This window comes from Pseudomonas sp. IT-P4, assembly GCF_949767755.1.
Classification (GTDB): domain Bacteria; phylum Pseudomonadota; class Gammaproteobacteria; order Pseudomonadales; family Pseudomonadaceae; genus Aquipseudomonas; species Aquipseudomonas monachiensis.
This window is the reverse complement of record NZ_CATKPX010000023.1, coordinates 535,075-555,879: the sequence shown is the minus strand read 5'-3', so window position 1 is coordinate 555,879 and position 20,805 is coordinate 535,075. Positions and strand designations below refer to the sequence as shown.

Here is a 20,805-nt window from a genome sequence, read left to right as displayed (position 1 = left end):
CGGACGGCAGCGGGAAAGGATTCAGAGATGCGGCGGCTTATTCGCCCCAAACGTCCTTGAGGACGTTGACCCAGTTCTCGCCCATGATTTTGCGCACTACCCGCTCGGAGTGGCCGCGCTTGAGCAGGGTCTCGGTCAGGTTCGGGAACTCGCCCACGGTGCGGATACCCAGCGGGTTGATGATCTTGCCGAAGCTGGTCAGGCGGCGGGCGTAGCCCTTGTCGTGGGTCAGGTATTCGAAGAAGTCCTGGCCATGGCCCTGGGTGAAGTCGGTACCGATGCCGATGGCGTCTTCGCCGACGATGTTCATCACGTACTCGATGGCTTCGGCGTAGTCGTCGATGGTCGAATCGATACCCTTGGCCAGGAACGGCGCGAACATGGTCACGCCGACAAAACCACCGTGGTCGGCAATGAACTTGAGCTCTTCATCGGACTTGTTGCGCGGGTGCTCCTTGAGCCCCGACGGCAGGCAGTGGGAGTAGCAGACCGGCTTCTTCGATTCGAGGATGACTTCTTCGGAAGTCTTGGAACCGACGTGGGACAGGTCGCACATCACGCCAACACGGTTCATCTCGGCGACGATTTCGCGACCGAAGCCCGACAGACCGCCGTCACGCTCGTAGCAGCCGGTGCCCACCAGGTTCTGAGTGTTGTAGCACATCTGCACGATACCGACGCCAAGCTGCTTGAAGACCTCGACATAGCCGATCTGGTCTTCAAAGGCGTGGGCATTCTGGAAGCCGAAAAGGATGCCGGTCTTGCCCTGCTCCTTGGCTTTACGGATGTCGGCGGTGGTGCGGACCGGAATCACCAGGTCGCTGTTCTCGCGGATCAGCTTCTGGCTCGCGGCGATGTTGTTGACGGTGGCCTGGAAGCCCTCCCACACCGACACAGTGCAATTGGCCGCGGTCAGACCGCCCTTGCGCATGTCTTCGAACAGTTCACGGTTCCACTTGGCGATAATCAGCCCGTCGATAACGATGCTGTCGGCGTGCAATTCGGCTGGGCTCATCAGGCTGTCCCCTTGTTGGCGATTCATGCGCCGAATCGTCTGCCGGCGCTTTGGGGCCAGCATATGCCTCGGTGCCCAAGCACCCGGGTGCAAAAACGACAGGGGAATTGCCGAAAGCGTCAATCCGCGACAAAGGGTCGTCGCCAGGCACAATCACCGACCTGTTCAAGGCCCGCGGCTTGGGCCAGAATTCGCCGCATCACTGGATGCTTCACTGGACAAGAGCGGCGACGATAATGAAATCGATCATTCTGGCAATGGCCCTGATTGCGACCGGCGTACACGCAGCGCAGGTGTCCGACGACAACCCGTGCGACAAAGTCGAAAACGACATCCAGACCCTGGAATGCTCGGCCTTCAGCAAAACCTCCGCCGAAGACCTGCTCAAGGAAAACCTCCAGGGCCTGACCGAGCGCATGCAGTCGCAGTACGGCAAAAACCCGTCGCAACTGGCCGACATCACCGCCAGGATCAAAGCCGCCCAACAGCAATGGCTGAAGACCCGCGACGCAGACTGCGCCGTCGAAACCTTCCCGGCCACCGCCGGCAGCAAGGCGCTCACCATTGCCCAGAACGATTGTGTGGCGCGGATGAGCGATGAACGGTCGGAGTTTTTGGAGTCGATTGGGCAGGAATAGTCCTGAGTATCCCGCTGAAAGCTGGCGCTACCACCAGCTTTCAATCGCCAAAAAACCTTCTCCCACAAAGCACTCTGCTCTGACCTACAGCTTCTGTCCAAAGCCGCTGCTCTGCGGACCTTTCACGCAACATGCCGACAAATGTTGCTGATGGCCAAGCATAAAAATATAAGTAAAGATTCGAAAATCTTATAAAAGACTTATATTCTTCCATGAACAGCATTCACTGGACTCGAAAGGCCGTTAAGCAACTCTTGAGATTGCATTCCGTTCACCAGATTCAGGTTCGTGATGCCATCACGGCGCTCGCTGGCATGCCTGAGGCAGGCAATGTCAAAGCACTGGTCGGTCATGACTACGCTTATCGGCTGCGTGTCGGTAATTACCTGGTCATGTTTGATTGGGATGGCGCGATCAAAGTGGTCAGTATTCAAGAGGTCAAAAAACGCGATGAACGCACCTACTGACATTCAAATCATCAACGACGCCGAAGGCAATCCAGCCTTCGTGGTCATTCCCTATGCACAATACGTGGCGCAGAAAATCGAGCCCGACTTGATCCCCCATGAGGTAGTGAGCCGTATCGTCGATGGCGCTACCCCTATCCGCGCCTGGCGCGAACATTTGAACCTTACCCAGGATGAAGTAGCCAAACGCATGGGCATAACCCAGCCTGCCTTTGCCCAACAGGAAACAGTCGCCAAGCCCCGTAAAGCCACTCGCGAAAAAATCGCTTTGGCGTTTGGCATCACGGCCAGCCAGCTTGAGCTGTAAGCTGCACACCCTCTGTCACTAATGGGATTGAACATGAAAGTCTGCGGCATCGAAATCAAAGGCAGCGAAGCGATCATCGCCGTGGCCACGCTGGACGGTCAGGCGCTGGGCCATGTCGCGCTCGCCACCAAGAAAATTGCCCTGGACGATGACGACGAAGCCGCCAACGTCAAAGTATTCGCCGCTCAGGTCGCTTCGTTTATCCGCGAGAATTCCATCGATCGCATCGCGATCAAGAAGCGCAGCAAGAAAGGCGAGTTCGCTGGCGGGCCGACCACCTTCAAGATCGAAGGGGTTTTCCAGTTGCAGGAGAATTGCGAGGTGACCCTGCTGTCGCCGCAGACCATCAATGCCCAGGCTAAAAAGCACAATTTCGAACTGCCAGGGACGCTGAACAAGTATCAGCATGAGGCTTACAAAGCGGCGTGTTCGGCGTTGGTGAAGAAATAAGATCAAAAGATCGCAGCCTTCGGCAGCTCCTACAGGAGATCTCATGTAAGAGCTGCCGAAGGCTGCGATCTTTTAATTTATGCCTTGGCAGTACGCCGGTCTTCCCTCGGGCACCGCTCATATTTCGCCCGATAACTGCGGGTGAAATACGACGGGGATTCAAACCCACAGGCAATACTCACTTCCAGCACGCTCATGTCCGTCTGTCGCAGCAACTGCCGCGCTTTTTCCAATCGTAACCGCAGATAGAAATTACTCGGTGTGTCGTTCAGATGCAGGCGAAACAGGCGCTCCAGCTGTCGCCGCGTCACCTTGATCGATTCAGCCAGTTCCAGCGTGCTCAGGGGCGGTTCGCTGTGCTGCTCCATCTCGCCAATCACATGCACCAGCTTCTTGTTGCTGATGCCATAGCGCGTGGCGACTTCCATGCGCTGGTGGTCTTTGCGCGGGCGGATGCGGCCAAGCACGAATTGTTCGCTGACCTGGATCGCCAGATCAGGGCCGTAGGCCTGGGCGATCAGATCCAGCATCAGATCAATGGAAGCAGTGCCGCCAGCGGAGGTGATGCGGCGGCGGTCGATCTCGAACAGCTCCTGAGTAACGCTGAGCTGTGGATAAGATTCCTTGAAGGCATCGATGGCTTCCCAGTGCAGGGTCAGGCGATGACCATCGAGCAAACCGGCTTCGGCGAGGATGAAACTGCCGGTGTCGATGGCGCCGAGGGTCACGCCTTCGTTGTCCAGGCGGCGCAGCCAGTGTTCCAGCGCCGGGGTGGTGAACTTCAGGGGTTCGAACCCGGCGACCACCAGCAGTGTTGCGCCTTTCTTGAGCGGCTCCAGCGCCGCATCGGCGTTGACCGACATGCCGTTGCTCGCCAGCACCGCCCCGCCATCCGCGCTCAGCACATGCCAGCGGTACAGCTCGCCGCGAAAGCGATTGGCGACCCGCAGCGGCTCGATGGCTGAGATAAACCCGATAGCCGAGAAACCCGGCATCAACAAGAAGTAGAAATCCTGGGACATGGAGCGCACTCGCTTAGCGGGTAACAGGAGGCCAGGTAACGAGAGGGCGGGCAGCGTAGGGATGTTGATACGCCACTTGCAAGCGGCATTCAAGGGGGCAGGTCGCTGCAGTGCAAGAGCTGGTCGCCGCAGTGCGCTTTCATGGGGGCTTTGCTGCGTAACTTGGCATCACCGGCGCATCAGACACCGGAACTCACAATAAACGACCTGCCGAGGAACCTGAGAATGAAACGACTGATCAGCAGCTGTGTTCTTGCACTCAGTGGTACCGCTTTACTGAGCGCCAGTGTCATGGCCGCCGAACCCGCCGCATGCCAGAACGTGCGCATGGGTGTAGTGAACTGGACCGACGTGATCGCCACCAGCGCCATGACCCAGGTATTGCTCGATGGCCTCGGCTACAGCACCAAACAAACCAGCGCCTCCCAGCAAATCATCTTCGCCGGGATCCGCGACCAGCGTCTGGACCTGTTCCTCGGCTACTGGAACCCGCTGATGACCCAGACCATCACCCCGTTCGTCGACGCCAAACAGGTCAAGGTGCTTGAGGCGCCAAGCCTGCAGGACGCCCGCGCGACTCTCGCCGTGCCGACCTACCTCGCCGACAAGGGCCTGAAAACCTTCGCCGACATCGCCAAGTTCGAAAAAGAACTGGGCGGCAAGATCTACGGCATCGAGCCTGGCTCGGGCGCCAACACCCAGATCAAGGCAATGATCTCCAAGAACCAGTTCGGCCTCGGCAAGTTCCAGCTGGTCGAATCCAGCGAAGCCGGCATGCTCGCCGCCGTGGATCGCGCCGTACGTCGCAACGAAGCCGTGGTGTTCTTCGGCTGGGCGCCGCACCCAATGAACGTCAACGTCAAGATGATCTACCTCACCGGCAGCGACGACGCCCTCGGCCCGAACGAAGGCAAGGCCACTGTGTGGACCGTCACTGCGCCGACATATACCGAACAATGCCCGAACATCGGTCGCCTGCTGAGCAACCTGACGTTCACCGCCGAAGACGAGAGCCGGATGATGCAGCCGCTGCTGGATCACAAGGACGCTTTCGAGTCGGCCAAACAATGGCTCAAGGATCACCCGCAGGACAAAAAGCGCTGGCTTGAAGGCGTCACCACCTTCGATGGCAAGCCGGCCGCTGAAAACCTGCAACTGACCAGTAAATAAACCCGAACGAACCACCGACTCGCAGCCCCGACGGGCTGCGAACGGGACCACCACGCCTGGCCAAAGCCAAAACTCGCCTGTAAGGAACCGCCAAATGAACCACGACGTCATCATCACCTGCGCACTCACCGGTGCTGGCGACACGACCGCCAAGAGCCCACACGTGCCGGTCACCCCGAAACAGATCGCCGCTGCCGCCGTGGAAGCCGCCAAGGCCGGCGCCACCGTGGTTCACTGCCATGTGCGTGACCCGCAAACCGGCAAATTCAGCCGTGACGTGGCGCTGTACCGCGAAGTGATGGAGCGCATCCGCGAGGCGGACGTCGACATCATCGTCAACCTCACCGCTGGCATGGGCGGCGACCTGGAGATCGGTGCCGGCGAGAACCCGATGGAGTTCGGCCCGAATACCGACCTGGTCGGCCCGCTGACCCGCCTGGCCCACGTCGAAGAACTGCTGCCGGAAATCTGCACCCTCGACTGCGGCACCCTGAACTTCGGCGACGGCGACACCATTTACGTCTCCACCCCGGCCCAGCTGCGTGCCGGTGCCAAACGCATTCAAGAGCTGGGCGTTAAAGCCGAGCTGGAAATCTTCGACACTGGCCACCTGTGGTTCGCCAAGCAGATGATCAAGGAAGGCCTGCTCGACAACCCGTTGTTCCAGCTGTGCCTGGGCATCCCTTGGGGCGCTCCCGCAGACACCACCACCATGAAAGCCATGGTCGACAACCTGCCGGCCGACGCGGTCTGGGCCGGCTTCGGTATCGGTCGCATGCAGATGCCGATGGCGGCGCAAGCGGTGTTGCTCGGCGGCAACGTGCGGGTCGGGCTGGAAGACAACCTGTGGCTGGACAAGGGCGTGCTGGCGACCAACGGCCAACTGGTCGAGCGCGCCGGCGAAATCCTCAGCCGCCTCGGTGCCCGCATCCTGACCCCGGCTGAAGGCCGGGCAAAAATGGGCCTGACCAAGCGCGGTTAACCCCAAACACAAAACCCGTAGGAGCTGCCGCAGGCTGCGATCTTTTGATCTTGCTTGTAAAAAACAAAGTCAAAAGATCGCAGCCTGCGGCAGCTCCTACAGGGCTCACCGAACTTATTAGGACGTCACCATGAGCTTCATCACCGAAATCAAAATCTTCGCAGCGTTAGGCAGCGGTGTCATCGGCAGCGGCTGGGTGTCCCGCGCCCTCGCCCATGGCCTGGATGTCGTGGCCTGGGATCCGGCCCCCGGCGCCGAAGCCGCCTTGCGCAAACGCGTCGCCAATGCCTGGGGCGCGCTGGAGAAACAAGGTCTGGCGCCGGGTGCATCGCAAGATCGCCTGCGCTTTGTCGCGACCATCGAAGAGTGCGTGCGCGATGCCGATTTCATCCAGGAGAGCGCCCCGGAACGACTGGAGCTGAAACTGGAGCTGCACAGCAAAATCAGCGCGGCAGCCAAGCCCAATGCGTTGATCGGCTCCAGCACTTCCGGGCTGTTGCCGAGCGAGTTCTACGAGAGCGCCACGCACCCGGAACGTTGCGTGGTCGGTCATCCGTTCAACCCGGTTTACCTGCTGCCATTGGTGGAAGTGGTCGGCGGTAAAAACACTGCCCCTGAAGCAGTGCAAGCGGCCATGAAAGTCTATGAATCCCTGGGAATGCGCCCGCTGCACGTGCGCAAGGAAGTGCCGGGCTTCATCGCCGACCGCCTGCTCGAAGCGCTGTGGCGTGAGGCTCTGCACCTGGTCAACGACGGCGTGGCGACCACCGGCGAAATCGACGACGCGATCCGTTTTGGCGCGGGTTTGCGCTGGTCGTTCATGGGCACCTTCCTGACCTACACCCTGGCCGGTGGCGATGCCGGCATGCGCCACTTCATGGCACAGTTCGGCCCGGCGTTGCAATTGCCGTGGACCTACCTGCCGGCGCCGGAGTTGACCGACAAGCTGATCGACGACGTGGTCGATGGCACCAGCGATCAATTGGGCAAACACAGCATTTCGGCGCTGGAGCGCTATCGTGATGACTGCCTGCTGGCGGTGCTGGAGGCGGTAAAGACCACCAAAGAGAAGCATGGGATGGCTTTCAGCGAGTAACCCCTAGGCTTGGGGCCAACAGCACTTGCTCGCGAAAGCGGCAGCCCAGTCACTCTATAAATTGGATCAGAAACCATGCCCACCCTCACCACCTACCAAACCACCATCATCCCCGACTGGGTCGACTACAACGGCCACCTGCGCGACGCCTTCTACCTGCTGATCTTCAGCTACGCCACCGACGCCCTGATGGATCGCCTGGGCCTGGACAGCAACAGCCGCGAGGCCAGCGGCAACTCGCTGTTCACCCTCGAACTGCACCTCAATTACCTGCACGAAGTGAAGCTCGACGCCCAGGTCGAAGTGCACACCCAAATCATCGCCCACGACAGCAAGCGCGTGCACCTCTATCACAGCCTGCATCTGGTCGGTGAAGCCCAGGAGCTCGCAGGCAACGAACAGATGCTGCTGCACGTGGATCTCGCCGGGCCGCGTTCGGCGCCGTTCAGCGAACAGTCGTTGGGCCGCTTGCAAGCCATCGTCGCCGAACAGGCGGACCTGCCAACACCCGGGTACATTGGCCGAGTGATCGCACTACCCCCAAAAAAATAACAAGGAGATCGCCATGAATACCGCCGCTGCATTTGCCGACTTCCGTACCTATCCGTTGATCAGCGCGCTGGCTGGCGTGCAGACCCTGGCGGACAGTGTTCTGGTGAAATGGGCCGACGATCGCGTCAGCCCTTTCCACCATCAATGGCTGCGGGATAACTGCCCGTGCCCGCAATGCGTCTACACCGTGACCCGCGAGCAAGTACTGGAAATCGTCGACGTGGCTCAAGATCTGATGCCCGATAACGCCGGTATCGACAGCGAAGGTTGCCTGTCGGTGGCTTGGCGGGACGGCCACAGCAGCCGCTTCGACCCTGGTTGGCTGCGCGCCCACGCCTATGACGATGAATCCCGCGCCGAGCGTCAGCAGCGCAAGCCGAAAGCCAGGCTCTGGCACAGCGATTTGCAGTTGCCGGTGTTCGAGTATCAAGCGCTGATGAGCGACTCCGACGCCTTGTTGCAATGGTTGTTGGCTGTGCGGGATGTCGGATTGACCCAGGTCCGTGGCGTGCCCACCGAGCCCGGCTCCCTGAAACTGATCGCCCAGCGTATTTCCTTCATCCGCGAGAGCAATTTCGGCGTGCTGTTCAACGTGCAATCCAAGGCCGACGCAGACAGCAACGCCTACACCGCCTTCAACCTGCCGCTGCACAGCGACCTGCCGACCCGGGAGTTGCAACCGGGGCTGCAATTTTTGCATTGCCTGGTCAATGATGCCGAGGGTGGCGAGAGCATTTTTGTCGACGGTTTTGCCATTGCCGACACCTTGCGCCTGGAAGCCCCGGAGGCTTTCAAAAGCCTGTGTGAAATCCCCGTGGAGTTTCGCAATAAGGACCGCCACAGCGACTACCGCTGCCTGGCGCCGATCATCGCCCTGGATGCGTTGGGGCAGGTGTCGGAAATCCGCATGGCGAACTTTCTGCGCGGGCCGTTCGATACTTCGGTGGAGCAGATGCCCAAGCTGTATCAGGCCTACCGGCGCTTTATCGCGATGACTCGCGAGCCTCGATTCAGGTTGATGCAGCGGCTCAATCCCGGTGAGCTGTGGTGCTTTGACAACCGCCGCACCCTGCATGCCCGCAACGCCTTCGACCCCGCCACCGGGGCGCGGCACTTCCAGGGCTGCTATGTGGACCGTGATGAGTTGTTGTCGCGGATTCTGGTGTTGCAGCGTTAAACCGCGTCATCGTTCTTCGTCGGAACGCCGCCCGGAGCAAGCCCGCTCCCACATTCGATCGCATTCCTCTGGGAGAACTCGGTCAACTGTGGGAGCGGGCTTGCTCGCGAAAGCTGTATATCAATCAACACAAAACCCACTGAATCACAGGCAAAAAAAACCCCGATCAAGCCGTGACAGGATCGAGGCAGAGGGTACTGTTGAGGAGCTGCCGTGCGAGGGTGACCAAACCTTCGTGAAGCAAGCTGAGTCCAGTGTGCCCCCTCCTTTGGCCGGCAAGTTGCCCGAAAGCGACCTGTTCATAGCCAATGCTGCCATTGCGACAATTCGTCCTTGCCGACACCCGGCACCCCTACCAGAATCGAACCACGACACCGTTCCCTGAAGAAGGATTGCGTCATGATGCACGCCGATTTGATAGACCAGGAAGACCTGTTGGGCCAGCTCAAGTCGTTGGGATTCAACGTGCCCACTGGAGCCACCGCCGAGCAGGCTTGCGAGTGCGTGGTAAGGGGCTTGGACGATGCCCGGGCGTATGAACTTCGCAAGATGGTCAAGGAGATGTACACCAGCAGCGCGACGATCCTGCCGGCAGTGCGCCAGGCCATCGACAAACAATTGCTGCCGGCGTTGTCGGAGTACCAGCAAAGCCATCGCGGCTGACAGAAAATCAAAAGATCGCAGCCTTCGGCAGCTCCTACAGTTGAACCCGATCCCTGTAGGAGCTGCCGAAGGCTGCGATCTTTTAATGACGCCTTGGTTTAGAGCCTTACACTGGCAAACGTCGACTCATTGCGCGCCTGGCTCAGCGCCGACAACGGGCCGGACAACGGCGACAGCACCAATGCTTGCGGCAGCGGCATCATCGCCACTTGCTGGGTGGTGTTGGACCCTACGCGCTCGTCACGCGGCGGAATGCCGAAGTATTCGCGGTAGCACTTGGAGAAGTGCGGCGTGGACACGAAGCCACAGACCGACGCCACTTCGATGATCGACATCGGCGTTTGCTTGAGCAACTGCCGCGCGCGGATCAGGCGCAGCTTGAGGTAGTAACGCGACGGCGAGCAGTGCAGGTACTTCTGGAACAGGCGCTCGAGCTGACGACGGGACACCGCGACATACACCGCCAGTTCGTCCAGGTCGATCGGTTCTTCGAGGTTGGCTTCCATCAACGCGACGATTTCCTGCAACTTCGGCTGGTTGGTGCCGAGCATGTGCTTGAGCGGCACACGCTGGTGATCCTGCTCGTTGCGGATGCGCTCGTAGACGAACATTTCCGAAATGGCCGCCGACAGCTCACGACCGTGATCGCGGCTGATCAAGTGCAGCATCATGTCCAGCGGCGCGGTGCCGCCGGAGCTGGTGAAACGGTTACGGTCGAGGGTGAACAAGCGTGTGCTCATCGCTACACGCGGGAAAGCTTCCTGCATCGCCGCCAGGCATTCCCAGTGCACGCTGCAATCAAAACCGTCGAGCAGGCCGGCGCAAGCCAGGGCCCAGCTGCCGGTGCACACCGCACCGAGGCGGCGGGACTGGCGAGCCTGGCTTTGCAGCCATGACACATGTTCGCGGGTAACAGTGCGCTGGATGCCGATACCGCCGCAGACGATGACCGTGTCCATTGGCGGCGCTTTGTGCATGGAGGCGTCGGGGGTGATCTGCAGGCCGTCACTGGCCCAGACCTGGCCGCCGTCGACGGTGAGGGTGGTCCAGCGATACAGCTCGCGACCGGACAACTGGTTGGCCATGCGCAGGGGTTCCACTGCGGAGGCCAGAGAAATCAGCGTGAAATTGTCCAGCAGCAGAAAGCCGATGGATTGAGGCGCACGGTTCTGGGGTTGAGCCCCGGAGTTGAACGTCGTCATCGCGGTATCTCCTCACACAAAGCGGGTAATGGCCTCAGGCGGAGGCTCTTTTTATCGCCATCGTTCTCGCGTGGGAGACGGGCTTTGTAATGACAGAGCAATTGCCATGCCTAAATTTGAATGCGCGTTCAATAACTCCTAAAAACGACGTCGGAATGTGTCTATATATGTCTTGCAAGGCAGGGGGATTTAAATGGCCATCAGGACTGCAAGCGCCCCGGCCCACAAGCTTTGAGCAATTCGGTAGCACTTGTGGGAACGGCGTTGCGCCGCGGTGGAAAGGAGTGTCACCGCAGGCACGGGTGACAGGCGGTCGAAGGCCGGTTGGCCCTCGATCAGTGGCAAGACGATTTATCTGTGAGCGACGCGCCAAAAGGTGGCGCGTTTTAAACAGGGTGTTCACTTAGCGCGCAGTTTTGACTGGTCTGGCGCTATCGCGAGCAAGCTCGCGATGAAGGCGACGCGGTCTCAGCACTCCACCGCGCTAACCGCCAACCCACCCCGCGATGTCTCCTTATATTTGTCATGCATATCGGCGCCGGTATCGCGCATGGTGCGGATCACCCGATCCAGCGAAATAAAGTGCTGGCCATCACCGCGTAATGCCATTTGTGCGGCATTGATCGCCTTCACCGCGGCAATCGCGTTGCGCTCGATGCACGGCACCTGGACCAACCCACCCACCGGGTCGCAGGTCAGGCCGAGGTTGTGCTCCAGACCGATCTCCGCCGCGTTGCACAACTGCTCTGGCGTGGCACCAAGAATTTCCGCCAGTCCCGCCGCCGCCATGGCGCAGGCCGAACCGACTTCGCCCTGGCAGCCGACTTCGGCACCGGAGATCGAGGCGTTCTTCTTGCACAGGATTCCCACCGCCGCCGCGCCGAGGAAGTAGTCGACGACATTGGCGTCGGTCACGGCCTCGCTGAACTTCATGAAGTAGTGCAGTACCGCCGGAATGATCCCCGCCGCGCCGTTGGTCGGTGCCGTGACCATACGCCCGCCGGCGGCGTTTTCTTCGTTGACCGCCAGGGCGAACAGGTTGACCCATTCCATGGCGCTCAAGGTCGAGCCGATCACGTTGGGTTTGTTCAGTTCCTGCAGGCTGCGATGCAGCTTGGCCGCACGGCGACGCACGTTCAGCCCGCCGGGCAGGATGCCTTCGTGTTTAAGGCCTTGTTCAACGCAATCCTGCATGGCGCGCCAGAGCTTCATCAGGCCGCTGCGGATTTCATCCTCGCTGCGCCAGACTTTCTCGTTGGCCATCATTAACTCAGCCACGCGCAGCTTGTGCTTTTTACACAGCTCCAGAAGCTCGGCAGCGCTGGAAAAGTCATAAGGCAACACGGTGCGGTCGAGGTCGACGACACCGCTGGAGGCCTGCGCCTCATCGACGACAAAACCGCCGCCAACCGAATAGTAGGTGTCGCGATGCAACTCGCCGTCATCGCCCTCGACAATCAGGGTCATGGCGTTGGGGTGGAATGGCAGGTTCTCGTCGATCAGGCGCATGTCCCGGGCCCAGATGAAGGGCACCGGCAAGCGACTGTCGAGCAGCAGCGTCTCGGTCTCGCGCAGGGTGGCGATACGAATGCCGATTTGCGACGGATCGATCGCGTCCGGCCACTCGCCCATCAGGCCCATGATCACGGCATTGTCGCTGCCATGGCCGATGCCGGTGGCCGACAACGAGCCGAACAGCTGGACTTCGACACGCCGCACTTGCTCAAGCAGCCCGCGCTCACGCAGGCCCTGCACAAACAACGCCGCCGCCCGCATGGGCCCCACGGTGTGTGAACTGGAAGGGCCGATGCCGATTTTGAACAGGTCGAAAACACTGATAGCCATTACTGCCGAACTCCTGGATGGGCCCACTGCGCACGCGAAAGCGCACGGTGACGGAGCTGCTACGCTCAAGCTGCAATCCGCCGAGATGACCGCATCATCAAGCTTTTATCCAGTTGTTCGACGTCTCTAACCGACGCACTCATGCCCACCAGCGCCGCGTGTCTTTTACGCTGTGTTTTCGCCGTTTTTTTGCGGTTCAGAGGGGGAAATCGGGCTGAAAAAATCTGTAAACGACGTCACCGACACTGGATGCGACCATCCCTGTACTGGATACGACGCACCCTGTAGGCGTCAGATTTTCACTGGTACATGATCGTATCGACTCGATTGCAAGGCGACGTGGTAGAGCTGTCTCCAGAACGCCATCCAACCGCAACCTATAAGTGCGGTGGTCCAGTCGGAACACTGCCAAAAAAAACACCAAGGAGTCCATCCATGAAAGGTTCCCCGTCGTTGTTGTTGGCCGCCATGCTTAGTCTGCCGGTTCTGGCGCAAGCCGCCGAACCGGCCCAATGCAGCACCGTAAACTTCTCCGATGTCGGCTGGACCGACATCACCGCGACAACCGCAACCACCAGCGTCGTGCTCAACGCCCTCGGCTACAAGACCAAGACCACCATGATTTCCGTGCCCGTGACCTATAAGTCCCTGGCCGACGGCAAGAACATGGACGTGTTCCTGGGCAACTGGATGCCGACCATGGAAAACGACATCAAGGCCTACCGCGATGCCGGCACCGTGGAAACCGTGCGCACCAACCTAAAGGGCGCCAAGTACACCCTCGCCGTCCCTCAGGCGCTGTACGACAAGGGCCTGCATGACTTCGCCGACATTGCCAAATTCAAGAAAGAGCTCGACGGCAAGATCTACGGCATCGAGCCTGGCAACGATGGCAATCGTCTGATCCAGAGCATGATCGACAAGGATGCCTTCGGCCTGAAGACCGCCGGCTTCAAAGTCGTCGAGTCCTCCGAAGCCGGCATGCTGTCGCAGGTCGACCGCGCGCAGAAACGCGACACCGCCGTGGTGTTCCTCGGCTGGGCGCCGCACCCGATGAACAAGCGCTTCAAAATTCAATACCTGACCGGTGGTGATGACTTCTTCGGCCCGGATTTCGGTGCCGCCACCGTGGCGACCAACACCCGCAAGGGTTACGCCCAGGAGTGCAGCAACGTTGGCCAGTTGCTGAAGAACCTGGAGTTCACTGTCGACATGGAAAGCGAACTGATGGGCAACATCCTGGACGACAAGATGAAGCCTGACGCGGCCGCCAAGGCCTGGCTGAAAAAGAATCCACAGGTGCTCGATACCTGGCTCGCTGGCGTGACCACCATTGACGGTAAACCTGGCCTGGAGGCCGTGAAAGCCAAACTGACGCCTTGAATTAGGGAGCATCGTTTATGCCGGGCAGGTTCGCCTGCCCGGGCTGTTAATTACCTTGCATGCGGACGTTCACTACCATGCTGATTGATCAGAAAATACCCCTAGGCCAGTACATCGCAGGCTTCGTTGAATGGTTGACGCAACACGGCGCCAGCACCTTCGACGCCATCGCCGTGACACTGGAAACGATGATCCACGGCGTGACGTTTGCGCTGACCTGGTTCAACCCGCTGGCATTGATCGGCCTGATCGCACTACTGGCACACTTCATTCAACGCAAATGGGGCCTGACCGCGTTTGTCGTTGCCTCCTTCCTGCTGATCCTCAATCTGGGGTACTGGCAGGAAACCATGGAAACCCTCGCCCAGGTGCTGTTCGCCACCCTGGTCTGCGTGCTCATCGGTGTGCCATTGGGCATCGTCGCCGCGCACAAGCCGATGTTCTATACTTTAATGCGTCCGGTACTCGATCTGATGCAGACCGTACCGACCTTCGTGTACCTCATTCCTACCCTCACCCTCTTCGGGCTGGGTGTGGTCCCGGGCCTGATCTCCACGGTGGTGTTCGCGATTGCCGCGCCCATCCGCCTGACTTACCTGGGTATCCGCGATGTTCCGGAAGAATTGATGGATGCCGGCAAGGCCTTTGGCTGCTCGCGCCGTCAGTTGCTTTCAAGAATCGAACTGCCCCACGCCATGCCAAGCATCGCGGCCGGCATCACCCAGTGCATCATGCTGTCCCTTTCGATGGTGGTGATTGCGGCACTGGTGGGCGCCGATGGCCTGGGCAAACCGGTGGTCAACGCACTGAACACTGCTGATATCGCCCTGGGCTTCGAAGCAGGCCTGGCGATCGTACTGCTGGCGATCATGCTCGACCGTATCTGCAAACAACCCGACGCCAAAGTAGGGGGTGATGCATGAGCATTATTCGCTTTGATAACGTTGACGTTATCTTCTCCAAGGATCCACGCGAGGCCCTCAAGCTGCTGGATCAAGGCATGACCCGTAACGAAATCCTGAAAAAGACCGGGCAGATTGTCGGCGTTGAAAAAGCCAGCCTGGATATCGAAAAAGGTGAAATCTGCGTGCTGATGGGCCTGTCCGGCTCCGGCAAGTCCAGCCTGCTGCGCTGCATCAACGGCCTCAACACCGTCAGCCGCGGCAAGCTGTTCGTCGAGCACGAAGGCAAGCAGATCGACATTGCCTCGTGCACCCCGGCAGAACTGAAAATGATGCGCACCAAGCGCATCGCGATGGTGTTCCAGAAGTTCGCCCTGATGCCTTGGCTGACAGTGCGCGAGAACATCAGCTTCGGCCTGGAAATGCAGGGTCGTCCGGAAAAGGAACGACGCAAACTGGTGGACGAAAAGCTTGAGCTGGTGGGCCTGGCCCAGTGGCGCAACAAGAAACCCGATGAGCTGTCCGGTGGTATGCAGCAACGCGTGGGCCTGGCCCGTGCGCTGGCGATGGACGCCGACATATTGCTGATGGACGAACCGTTCTCGGCCCTCGACCCGTTGATCCGCCAGGGCCTGCAAGACGAGCTGCTGGAGTTGCAGCACAAGCTCAACAAGACCATCGTATTCGTCAGCCACGACCTCGATGAGGCCCTGAAACTGGGCAGCCGCATCGCGATCATGAAAGACGGCCGGATTATCCAGTACAGCAAACCGGAAGAAATCGTCCTCAACCCTGCGGACGATTACGTGCGGACCTTCGTTGCCCACACCAACCCGCTCAACGTACTGTGCGGTCGCAGCCTGATGCGCACCCTGGACAACTGCAAACGCATCAACGGTTCGGTGTGCCTGGATCCAGGCGGTGATTCGTGGCTGGACCTGGCCGATGGCAACACCATCAAGGGCGCTCGCCAAAACGGCTCTGTGCTGGACTTGCAGAACTGGATACCGGGTCAGGCCGTTGAAGGCCTGGGTCGTCGACCAACCCTGGTGGACTCGAACATCGGCATGCGCGATGCACTGCAGATTCGTTATCAGACCGGCAACAAGCTGGTGCTGCACGACAACAACAAGGTGGTGGGGATCCTTGGCGACAGCGAGCTGTATCACGCACTGCTCGGCAAGAACCTGGGGTAAGGCAACAGACACAAAAACGCCGCGATAGAATCGCGGCGTTTTTGTTTGAAGAGCAAAGATCAAAAGATCGCAGCCTTCGGCAGCTCCTACCTAAAACGCATTCCCCTGCAGGAGCTGCCGAAGGCTGCGATCTTTTAAGGCTGACGCGATGCCACTGACACACCGCGCCCTTTCACCACTCAGCTATAAACCCGGCCAAGTAGCTGCCGATGGCTTTCAAACTGATCGAGCACGTCACGGGTGATCTGATCCTGGGTGAAGCCCATCAAGTCGTAGTCCTGGCTGCCGTTGTGCAGGTACACCTCGGCGCGATAGAAACGCTGGCGCGCCTCGTCGGATTGCACCGATTCGGTCGGCGTGGCCAGATAGCCATCCAGGCTCACTTCGTAGACGAAAGGGTTGCCCTCTTCCATTTCCACGCGCACGCCCATGCAACGCTTGGACTTACCGAGCAAAGTCTGCACTTGCAGGCCTTGTGCACGCATCTGCGCCGTCGCATCTTCCAGCGCCGGACTCACCTGTTTGTCCATGAAGCGCTGCACCACCGATTGGCTCGGTTGCAGGTCCAGCTGAGTCAAGCGCTCGCTGAAACCTCGACGACCACGCTCGGCCAACTGCGCTTGCTCCTGTTCGATCTGCACGTCCTGGCGCATGGCCTTGTGCAATCCGAACATGAAGAACACCAACACCACCGAAAACGGCAGACCGGCCAGCACCACCATAGTTTGCATGGCTTCGAAGTTGCCGGCGAACAGCAGGCCGATGGTCACCAGGGTGATCACCGCCGACCAGAAGATCCGCAGCCAGTGCGGTGCGTCTTCGTCGACATTACCGCCCTTGCACGAAAGGTTGGCCATCATCACCGCGCCGGAGTCCGCCGGGGTCAGGAACAGCACGAAACCGACAAAGATCGACACGCCGATCACAACCTTCGACGCCGGGTAGTGCTCAAGCAACTGGTAGATCGCCATGGACGGCTGTTCCAGTGCCGTCTTCCCGAGCTCCACCGCCCCATGGTTCATCACCAGGTCCAAAGCCGAGTTACCGAAGATCGACAGCCACGCGAGGGTGAAGCCCAGCGGAATCAGCAGCACGCCGGCTACCAGTTCGCGCACGGTGCGGCCACGGGAAATACGCGCGATGAACATGCCCACGAATGGCGCCCAGGAAATCCACCAGGCCCAGTAGAACAGGGTCCACAGGCCCAACCAGCGGTCGGACTTCTCACTATCGCCCTCGTAGACATAGAGGTCGAAAGTCTTCAGCACCACGCCGTTCAGGTAGTCACCGACGTTCTGTACGAAGCCGTTGAGCAGGTGCAAGGTCGGGCCGAACAACAGCACGAAAATCAGCAGGCCACTGAACAGCACGATGTTCAGGTTGGACAGACGGCGGATGCCGTTTTCCACGCCCGACACGGCAGCGATGGTCGCCACGGTGCTCATCACGATGATCACGATCAGCAGGTTGGTGTTGCTGTGTTCCATGCCGAACAGGTTTTCCAGCCCCGACGACACTTGCAGCGAACCGATCCCCAGGTTCGTCACCAGCCCCAGCAGGGTCACGAACATGCCGAAGCCGTCCACCGCATGCCCGGCCGCGCCCTTGACCCAACGCTCGCCCACCAGCGGATACAACGCCGAACGCAACGCCAGCGGCTGGTTATGCCGGTAGGCAAAGTACGCCACGGCCAACCCCACCAGCGCATAGATCGCCCAGCCGTGCAGGCCCCAGTGCAGGAACGTCAGTTGAACGGCCTGACGGGCGGCAAGGTTGCTGCCGGCCACGCCTTCCGGCGGGTTGAAGTAGTGGTCCAGCGGCTCGGACGCGCCGAAGTACAGCAATGAGATGCCGATACCCGACGAGAACAGCATCCCCGCCCAGGCGCCGTAGCTGAAGTCCGGGGTGTCGTCCTTGCTGCCCAGTTTCAATTTGCCGTAGGACGAAAACGCCAGGCCGACGACGAAAATCAGGTAGGCGGCAATCACCACCATGTAGTACCAGCCGAAGCTGCGGGACAACCAGGCTTGCGCCGTACCCAGCATTCTGCCGGCCTCTTGCGGGGCGATGATCAGAATGGCGGTCAACAACAGAATCAACGCGGTAGAGGTGTAGAACACCCAACCGTTGACCGTCACCTTCTCGGGTGGGGTCTTTATTAGCGAGGCAGAACTCATGGCACAGATGCTCCGGGCAGTGCGAGAGAAGAACGCAAGACAAACGTGTTACCCGACCAATCGGTTAGTGGGCAGCCGACCGGCGGGTGATATAAAGACACCCCGAAAAAAGCCCGAAACCCCTGGAGCGCCGCAGCGCGTAGGTTTCGAGCCGTTTCAGTTGTCGTTTTTTCCGCCACAGCGCGTAGGAAAATTCACAGGCAGCGACGATTTGTCGCAGATCTTATTCTTTGTTGATTGAACGTTCAATCAAAACAAAATAGACTGGCCTTCAACCCGGTAGCCGTACTACGTCCACCGGAAGGCCTAAGGAGATGTGCAAGATGCCCAAGGTCGGTATGCAACCCATCCGCCGCCAGCAATTGATCGAAGCCACTTTGCTGGCCGTCGATCAGGTCGGAATGGGGGACGCCAGCATTGCGCTGATCGCCCGTTTGGCAGGTGTCTCGAATGGCATCATCAGTCACTACTTTCAGGACAAGAACGGCCTGATTGCCGCCACCATGGGGTACCTGATGACCGTCCTGAGCGAGAACGTCACCCTGCGCCGACAGGCGCTGACAGATGACAGCCCGCGGGCGCATCTGCAGGTGATCATCGAAGGCAACTTCGACGCCAGCCAGGTCAATGGCCCGGCGATGAAAACCTGGCTGGCCTTCTGGGCCACCAGCATGCACCAGCCGTCTTTGCACAGGTTGCAGCGGATCAACGATCACCGTCTGTATTCCAACCTGTGCTGCCAGTTCCGCCGCGTACTGCCGCTCAATGATGCGCGCAGTGCCGCCCGAGGCCTGGCTGCGTTGATCGACGGCCTGTGGTTACGCGGCGCGCTGTCGGGAGATGCTTTCGACACCGGGCAGGCGCAACAGATTGCTTACGAATACATGGATACCCAACTGGCCAAGCGGGTGAGTTAGAGCACACATAAACGCTCAACCACCGAACCGCGCCAGCCACTTAATGCTCTTGCGAGGACTTTATGGCCCGTTTCGAACTGCAAAAACTCTACATCGATGGCGCGTACAGCGACGCCAGCAGCGACGCCACTTTCGAAGCCATCAACCCGGCTAACGGTGAAGTCCTCGCAAAAGTGCAACGTGCGACCAAGGAAGACGTCGAACGCGCCGTCGTCAGCGCCGAAAAGGGCCAGAAGATCTGGGCCGCCATGACCGCCATGGAGCGTTCGCGCATCCTGCGTCGCGCCGTGGAAATCCTGCGCGAGCGCAACGACGAACTGGCCGCCCTGGAAACCCTGGACACCGGCAAGGCCTACTCCGAAACCCGCTATGTCGACATCGTCACCGGCGCTGACGTGCTGGAGTACTACGCAGGCCTGGTACCGGCCATCGAAGGCGAGCAGATTCCGCTGCGCACCACTTCGTTCGTCTACACCCGTCGCGAGCCGCTGGGCGTCGTGGCCGGTATCGGCGCGTGGAACTACCCGATCCAGATCGCCCTGTGGAAATCCGCACCCGCCCTGGCGGCCGGCAACGCGATGATCTTCAAGCCAAGCGAAGTCACCTCGCTGACCACCCTGAAACTGGCCGAGATCTACACCGAAGCCGGCGTGCCAAACGGCGTGTTCAACGTCCTGACCGGCAGCGGCCGTGAAGTCGGCACCTGGTTGACCGAGCACCCGCGCATCGAGAAAGTCTCGTTCACCGGCGGCACCGACACCGGCAAGAAAGTCATGGCCAGCGCCTCGAGCTCTTCGCTCAAGGACGTGACCATGGAACTGGGCGGCAAATCCCCGCTGATCATCTGCGACGACGCCGACCTCGATCGCGCCGCCGACACCGCGATGATGGCCAACTTCTACAGCTCCGGGCAGGTCTGCACCAACGGCACTCGCGTGTTCGTCCCGGCCCACCTGAAAGCCGCTTTCGAAGCCAAGATCGCCGAGCGCGTTGTACGCATCCGCATCGGCAACCCGCAAGACGAAAACACCAACTTCGGTCCGCTGGTCAGTTTTGCGCACATGGAAAGCGTGCTGGGCTACATCGCCAAGGGCAAGGAAGAAGGTGCCCGCCTGCTGTGCGGCGGTGAGCGCCTGACCGACGGCGAATTCGCCAAAGGTGCGTTCGTGGCGCCGACCGTGTTCACCGACTGCACCGACGACATGACCATCGTGCGTGAAGAAATCTTTGGCCCGGTAATGGCGATCCTGTCCTACGAAACCGAGGAAGAAGTGATCCGCCGCGCCAACGATACCGACTTCGGCCTGGCCGCCGGTATCGTCACCAAGGACCTGAACCGCGCCCACCGCGTGATTCATCAGCTGGAAGCCGGTATCTGCTGGATCAACGCCTGGGGCGAGTCCGACGCGAAGATGCCGGTTGGCGGCTACAAGCAGTCGGGTGTCGGCCGTGAGAACGGCATCAGCTCGCTGAACAACTTCACCCGCATCAAATCGGTACAGGTCGAGCTGGGCGATTACGTCTCGGTGTTCTAAGACTGAGACCCGTATTGCTCGCGAGGGCCTCTCGCGAGCAAGCCCGCTCCCACAAGGGACCAGTGGCGAACACAGATCCTGTGTACACCAGAGATCAAATGTGGGAGCG

20 protein-coding genes are annotated in these 20,805 nt (G+C 59.9%); 15 read left to right on the top strand and 5 right to left on the bottom strand.

Annotated elements, in window-relative coordinates; translation table 11 throughout:
• Positions 1-37: 37 nt before the first annotated feature.
• Positions 38-1,015, bottom strand: coding sequence for a dipeptidase (locus ACM6IT_RS09115; protein WP_032829497.1), 978 nt, complete (start codon positions 1,013-1,015; stop codon positions 38-40).
• A gap of 236 nt (positions 1,016-1,251) precedes the next feature.
• On the opposite strand from ACM6IT_RS09115, the gene ACM6IT_RS09110 reads away from it, so the two are divergent.
• The 4 genes from ACM6IT_RS09110 (at position 1,252) to ACM6IT_RS09095 (ending at position 2,877) form a co-directional block, all read left to right on the top strand.
• Positions 1,252-1,653, top strand: coding sequence for a lysozyme inhibitor LprI family protein (locus ACM6IT_RS09110; RefSeq protein WP_056726568.1), 402 nt, complete (start codon positions 1,252-1,254; stop codon positions 1,651-1,653).
• Between the two features lie 212 nt (positions 1,654-1,865).
• Positions 1,866-2,120 carry a type II toxin-antitoxin system RelE family toxin gene (locus ACM6IT_RS09105; RefSeq protein ID WP_414917837.1) on the top strand — a complete coding sequence of 85 codons (255 nt, stop codon included), beginning with the start codon at positions 1,866-1,868 and terminating at the stop codon, positions 2,118-2,120.
• On the top strand, positions 2,104-2,427 hold the full coding sequence (locus ACM6IT_RS09100; protein WP_056726566.1) for a helix-turn-helix domain-containing protein: 324 nt from the start codon (positions 2,104-2,106) through the stop codon (positions 2,425-2,427). Before ACM6IT_RS09105 ends, ACM6IT_RS09100 begins: the two co-directional genes overlap by 17 nt.
• Positions 2,428-2,460: 33 nt before the next feature.
• A complete protein-coding gene (locus ACM6IT_RS09095; protein ID WP_414913433.1) occupies positions 2,461-2,877 on the top strand; it encodes a DUF3010 family protein in 417 nt (138 codons plus the stop codon).
• Between the two features lie 77 nt (positions 2,878-2,954).
• On the opposite strand, the gene ACM6IT_RS09090 is transcribed toward ACM6IT_RS09095, so the two are convergent.
• Positions 2,955-3,899: a GlxA family transcriptional regulator gene (locus ACM6IT_RS09090; RefSeq protein WP_414917836.1), complete on the bottom strand. Its 945-nt coding sequence runs from the start codon at positions 3,897-3,899 to the stop codon at positions 2,955-2,957.
• 225 nt (positions 3,900-4,124) lie between these two features.
• On the opposite strand from ACM6IT_RS09090, the gene ACM6IT_RS09085 reads away from it, so the two are divergent.
• From ACM6IT_RS09085 to ACM6IT_RS09060, 6 genes are all read left to right on the top strand, one after another.
• Complete coding sequence (locus ACM6IT_RS09085) at positions 4,125-5,069, top strand: choline ABC transporter substrate-binding protein (protein ID WP_414917835.1); 945 nt, start codon at positions 4,125-4,127, stop codon at positions 5,067-5,069.
• Positions 5,070-5,163: 94 nt separating this feature from the next.
• On the top strand, positions 5,164-6,051 hold the full coding sequence (locus tag ACM6IT_RS09080; protein ID WP_056726562.1) for a 3-keto-5-aminohexanoate cleavage protein: 888 nt from the start codon (positions 5,164-5,166) through the stop codon (positions 6,049-6,051).
• 130 nt (positions 6,052-6,181) lie between these two features.
• The gene (locus ACM6IT_RS09075; RefSeq protein ID WP_414917834.1) at positions 6,182-7,147 is read left to right on the top strand and encodes an L-carnitine dehydrogenase; all 966 of its coding nucleotides are present in this window, start codon (positions 6,182-6,184) and stop codon (positions 7,145-7,147) included.
• A 75-nt stretch (positions 7,148-7,222) separates the two neighbouring features.
• Complete coding sequence (locus ACM6IT_RS09070; protein WP_056726561.1) at positions 7,223-7,699, top strand: thioesterase family protein; 477 nt, start codon at positions 7,223-7,225, stop codon at positions 7,697-7,699.
• Positions 7,700-7,712: 13 nt separating this feature from the next.
• Positions 7,713-8,876 (top strand): gamma-butyrobetaine dioxygenase, encoded by a 1,164-nt coding sequence (locus ACM6IT_RS09065; protein ID WP_414917833.1) that lies wholly within the window; start codon positions 7,713-7,715, stop codon positions 8,874-8,876.
• A gap of 399 nt (positions 8,877-9,275) precedes the next feature.
• Complete coding sequence (locus ACM6IT_RS09060) at positions 9,276-9,539, top strand: hypothetical protein (protein WP_056726559.1); 264 nt, start codon at positions 9,276-9,278, stop codon at positions 9,537-9,539.
• Between the two features lie 98 nt (positions 9,540-9,637).
• Here ACM6IT_RS09060 and ACM6IT_RS09055 read toward each other — a convergent pair whose 3' ends face one another.
• Both ACM6IT_RS09055 and ACM6IT_RS09050 read right to left on the bottom strand, forming a co-directional pair.
• Positions 9,638-10,741, bottom strand: coding sequence for a GlxA family transcriptional regulator (locus tag ACM6IT_RS09055; RefSeq protein WP_007975492.1), 1,104 nt, complete (start codon positions 10,739-10,741; stop codon positions 9,638-9,640).
• A 468-nt stretch (positions 10,742-11,209) separates the two neighbouring features.
• Positions 11,210-12,586 carry an L-serine ammonia-lyase gene (locus ACM6IT_RS09050; protein WP_414917832.1) on the bottom strand — a complete coding sequence of 459 codons (1,377 nt, stop codon included), beginning with the start codon at positions 12,584-12,586 and terminating at the stop codon, positions 11,210-11,212.
• Between the two features lie 435 nt (positions 12,587-13,021).
• On the opposite strand from ACM6IT_RS09050, the gene ACM6IT_RS09045 reads away from it, so the two are divergent.
• The 3 genes from ACM6IT_RS09045 (at position 13,022) to choV (ending at position 16,067) form a co-directional block, all read left to right on the top strand.
• Positions 13,022-13,969: a choline ABC transporter substrate-binding protein gene (locus ACM6IT_RS09045; RefSeq protein ID WP_056726557.1), complete on the top strand. Its 948-nt coding sequence runs from the start codon at positions 13,022-13,024 to the stop codon at positions 13,967-13,969.
• 77 nt (positions 13,970-14,046) lie between these two features.
• On the top strand, positions 14,047-14,892 hold the full coding sequence (gene choW, locus ACM6IT_RS09040; protein ID WP_056726556.1) for a choline ABC transporter permease subunit: 846 nt from the start codon (positions 14,047-14,049) through the stop codon (positions 14,890-14,892).
• The gene (gene choV, locus ACM6IT_RS09035) at positions 14,889-16,067 is read left to right on the top strand and encodes a choline ABC transporter ATP-binding protein (protein ID WP_056726555.1); all 1,179 of its coding nucleotides are present in this window, start codon (positions 14,889-14,891) and stop codon (positions 16,065-16,067) included. The genes choW and choV overlap by 4 nt, the downstream gene beginning before the upstream one ends.
• A gap of 179 nt (positions 16,068-16,246) precedes the next feature.
• Here the strand turns inward: choV and ACM6IT_RS09030 are convergent, their stop codons facing one another.
• Positions 16,247-18,187, bottom strand: coding sequence for a BCCT family transporter (locus tag ACM6IT_RS09030; protein WP_223541379.1), 1,941 nt, complete (start codon positions 18,185-18,187; stop codon positions 16,247-16,249).
• 380 nt (positions 18,188-18,567) lie between these two features.
• Here ACM6IT_RS09030 and betI point away from each other — a divergent pair, with 380 nt between their 5' ends.
• Positions 18,568-19,161: a transcriptional regulator BetI gene (gene betI / locus ACM6IT_RS09025; RefSeq protein WP_056726553.1), complete on the top strand. Its 594-nt coding sequence runs from the start codon at positions 18,568-18,570 to the stop codon at positions 19,159-19,161.
• A 62-nt stretch (positions 19,162-19,223) separates the two neighbouring features.
• Entirely contained in the window at positions 19,224-20,696 is a 1,473-nt protein-coding gene (gene betB, locus ACM6IT_RS09020; protein WP_414917831.1) for a betaine-aldehyde dehydrogenase, read from the top strand.
• Positions 20,697-20,805: the final 109 nt, after the last annotated feature.

Bases quoted from the DNA above. Each gene is read 5' to 3' on its own strand.
- ACM6IT_RS09115 (WP_032829497.1), bottom strand. From the start codon at position 1,015: ATGAGCCCAGCCGAATTGCACGCCGACAGCATCGTTATCGACGGGCTG.
- ACM6IT_RS09110 (WP_056726568.1), top strand. From the start codon at position 1,252: ATGAAATCGATCATTCTGGCAATGGCCCTGATTGCGACCGGCGTACAC.
- ACM6IT_RS09105 (WP_414917837.1), top strand. From the start codon at position 1,866: ATGAACAGCATTCACTGGACTCGAAAGGCCGTTAAGCAACTCTTGAGA.
- ACM6IT_RS09100 (WP_056726566.1), top strand. From the start codon at position 2,104: ATGAACGCACCTACTGACATTCAAATCATCAACGACGCCGAAGGCAAT.
- ACM6IT_RS09095 (WP_414913433.1), top strand. From the start codon at position 2,461: ATGAAAGTCTGCGGCATCGAAATCAAAGGCAGCGAAGCGATCATCGCC.
- ACM6IT_RS09090 (WP_414917836.1), bottom strand. From the start codon at position 3,899: ATGTCCCAGGATTTCTACTTCTTGTTGATGCCGGGTTTCTCGGCTATC.
- ACM6IT_RS09085 (WP_414917835.1), top strand. From the start codon at position 4,125: ATGAAACGACTGATCAGCAGCTGTGTTCTTGCACTCAGTGGTACCGCT.
- ACM6IT_RS09080 (WP_056726562.1), top strand. From the start codon at position 5,164: ATGAACCACGACGTCATCATCACCTGCGCACTCACCGGTGCTGGCGAC.
- ACM6IT_RS09075 (WP_414917834.1), top strand. From the start codon at position 6,182: ATGAGCTTCATCACCGAAATCAAAATCTTCGCAGCGTTAGGCAGCGGT.
- ACM6IT_RS09070 (WP_056726561.1), top strand. From the start codon at position 7,223: ATGCCCACCCTCACCACCTACCAAACCACCATCATCCCCGACTGGGTC.
- ACM6IT_RS09065 (WP_414917833.1), top strand. From the start codon at position 7,713: ATGAATACCGCCGCTGCATTTGCCGACTTCCGTACCTATCCGTTGATC.
- ACM6IT_RS09060 (WP_056726559.1), top strand. From the start codon at position 9,276: ATGATGCACGCCGATTTGATAGACCAGGAAGACCTGTTGGGCCAGCTC.
- ACM6IT_RS09055 (WP_007975492.1), bottom strand. From the start codon at position 10,741: ATGACGACGTTCAACTCCGGGGCTCAACCCCAGAACCGTGCGCCTCAA.
- ACM6IT_RS09050 (WP_414917832.1), bottom strand. From the start codon at position 12,586: ATGGCTATCAGTGTTTTCGACCTGTTCAAAATCGGCATCGGCCCTTCC.
- ACM6IT_RS09045 (WP_056726557.1), top strand. From the start codon at position 13,022: ATGAAAGGTTCCCCGTCGTTGTTGTTGGCCGCCATGCTTAGTCTGCCG.
- choW (WP_056726556.1), top strand. From the start codon at position 14,047: ATGCTGATTGATCAGAAAATACCCCTAGGCCAGTACATCGCAGGCTTC.
- choV (WP_056726555.1), top strand. From the start codon at position 14,889: ATGAGCATTATTCGCTTTGATAACGTTGACGTTATCTTCTCCAAGGAT.
- betI (WP_056726553.1), top strand. From the start codon at position 18,568: ATGCCCAAGGTCGGTATGCAACCCATCCGCCGCCAGCAATTGATCGAA.
- betB (WP_414917831.1), top strand. From the start codon at position 19,224: ATGGCCCGTTTCGAACTGCAAAAACTCTACATCGATGGCGCGTACAGC.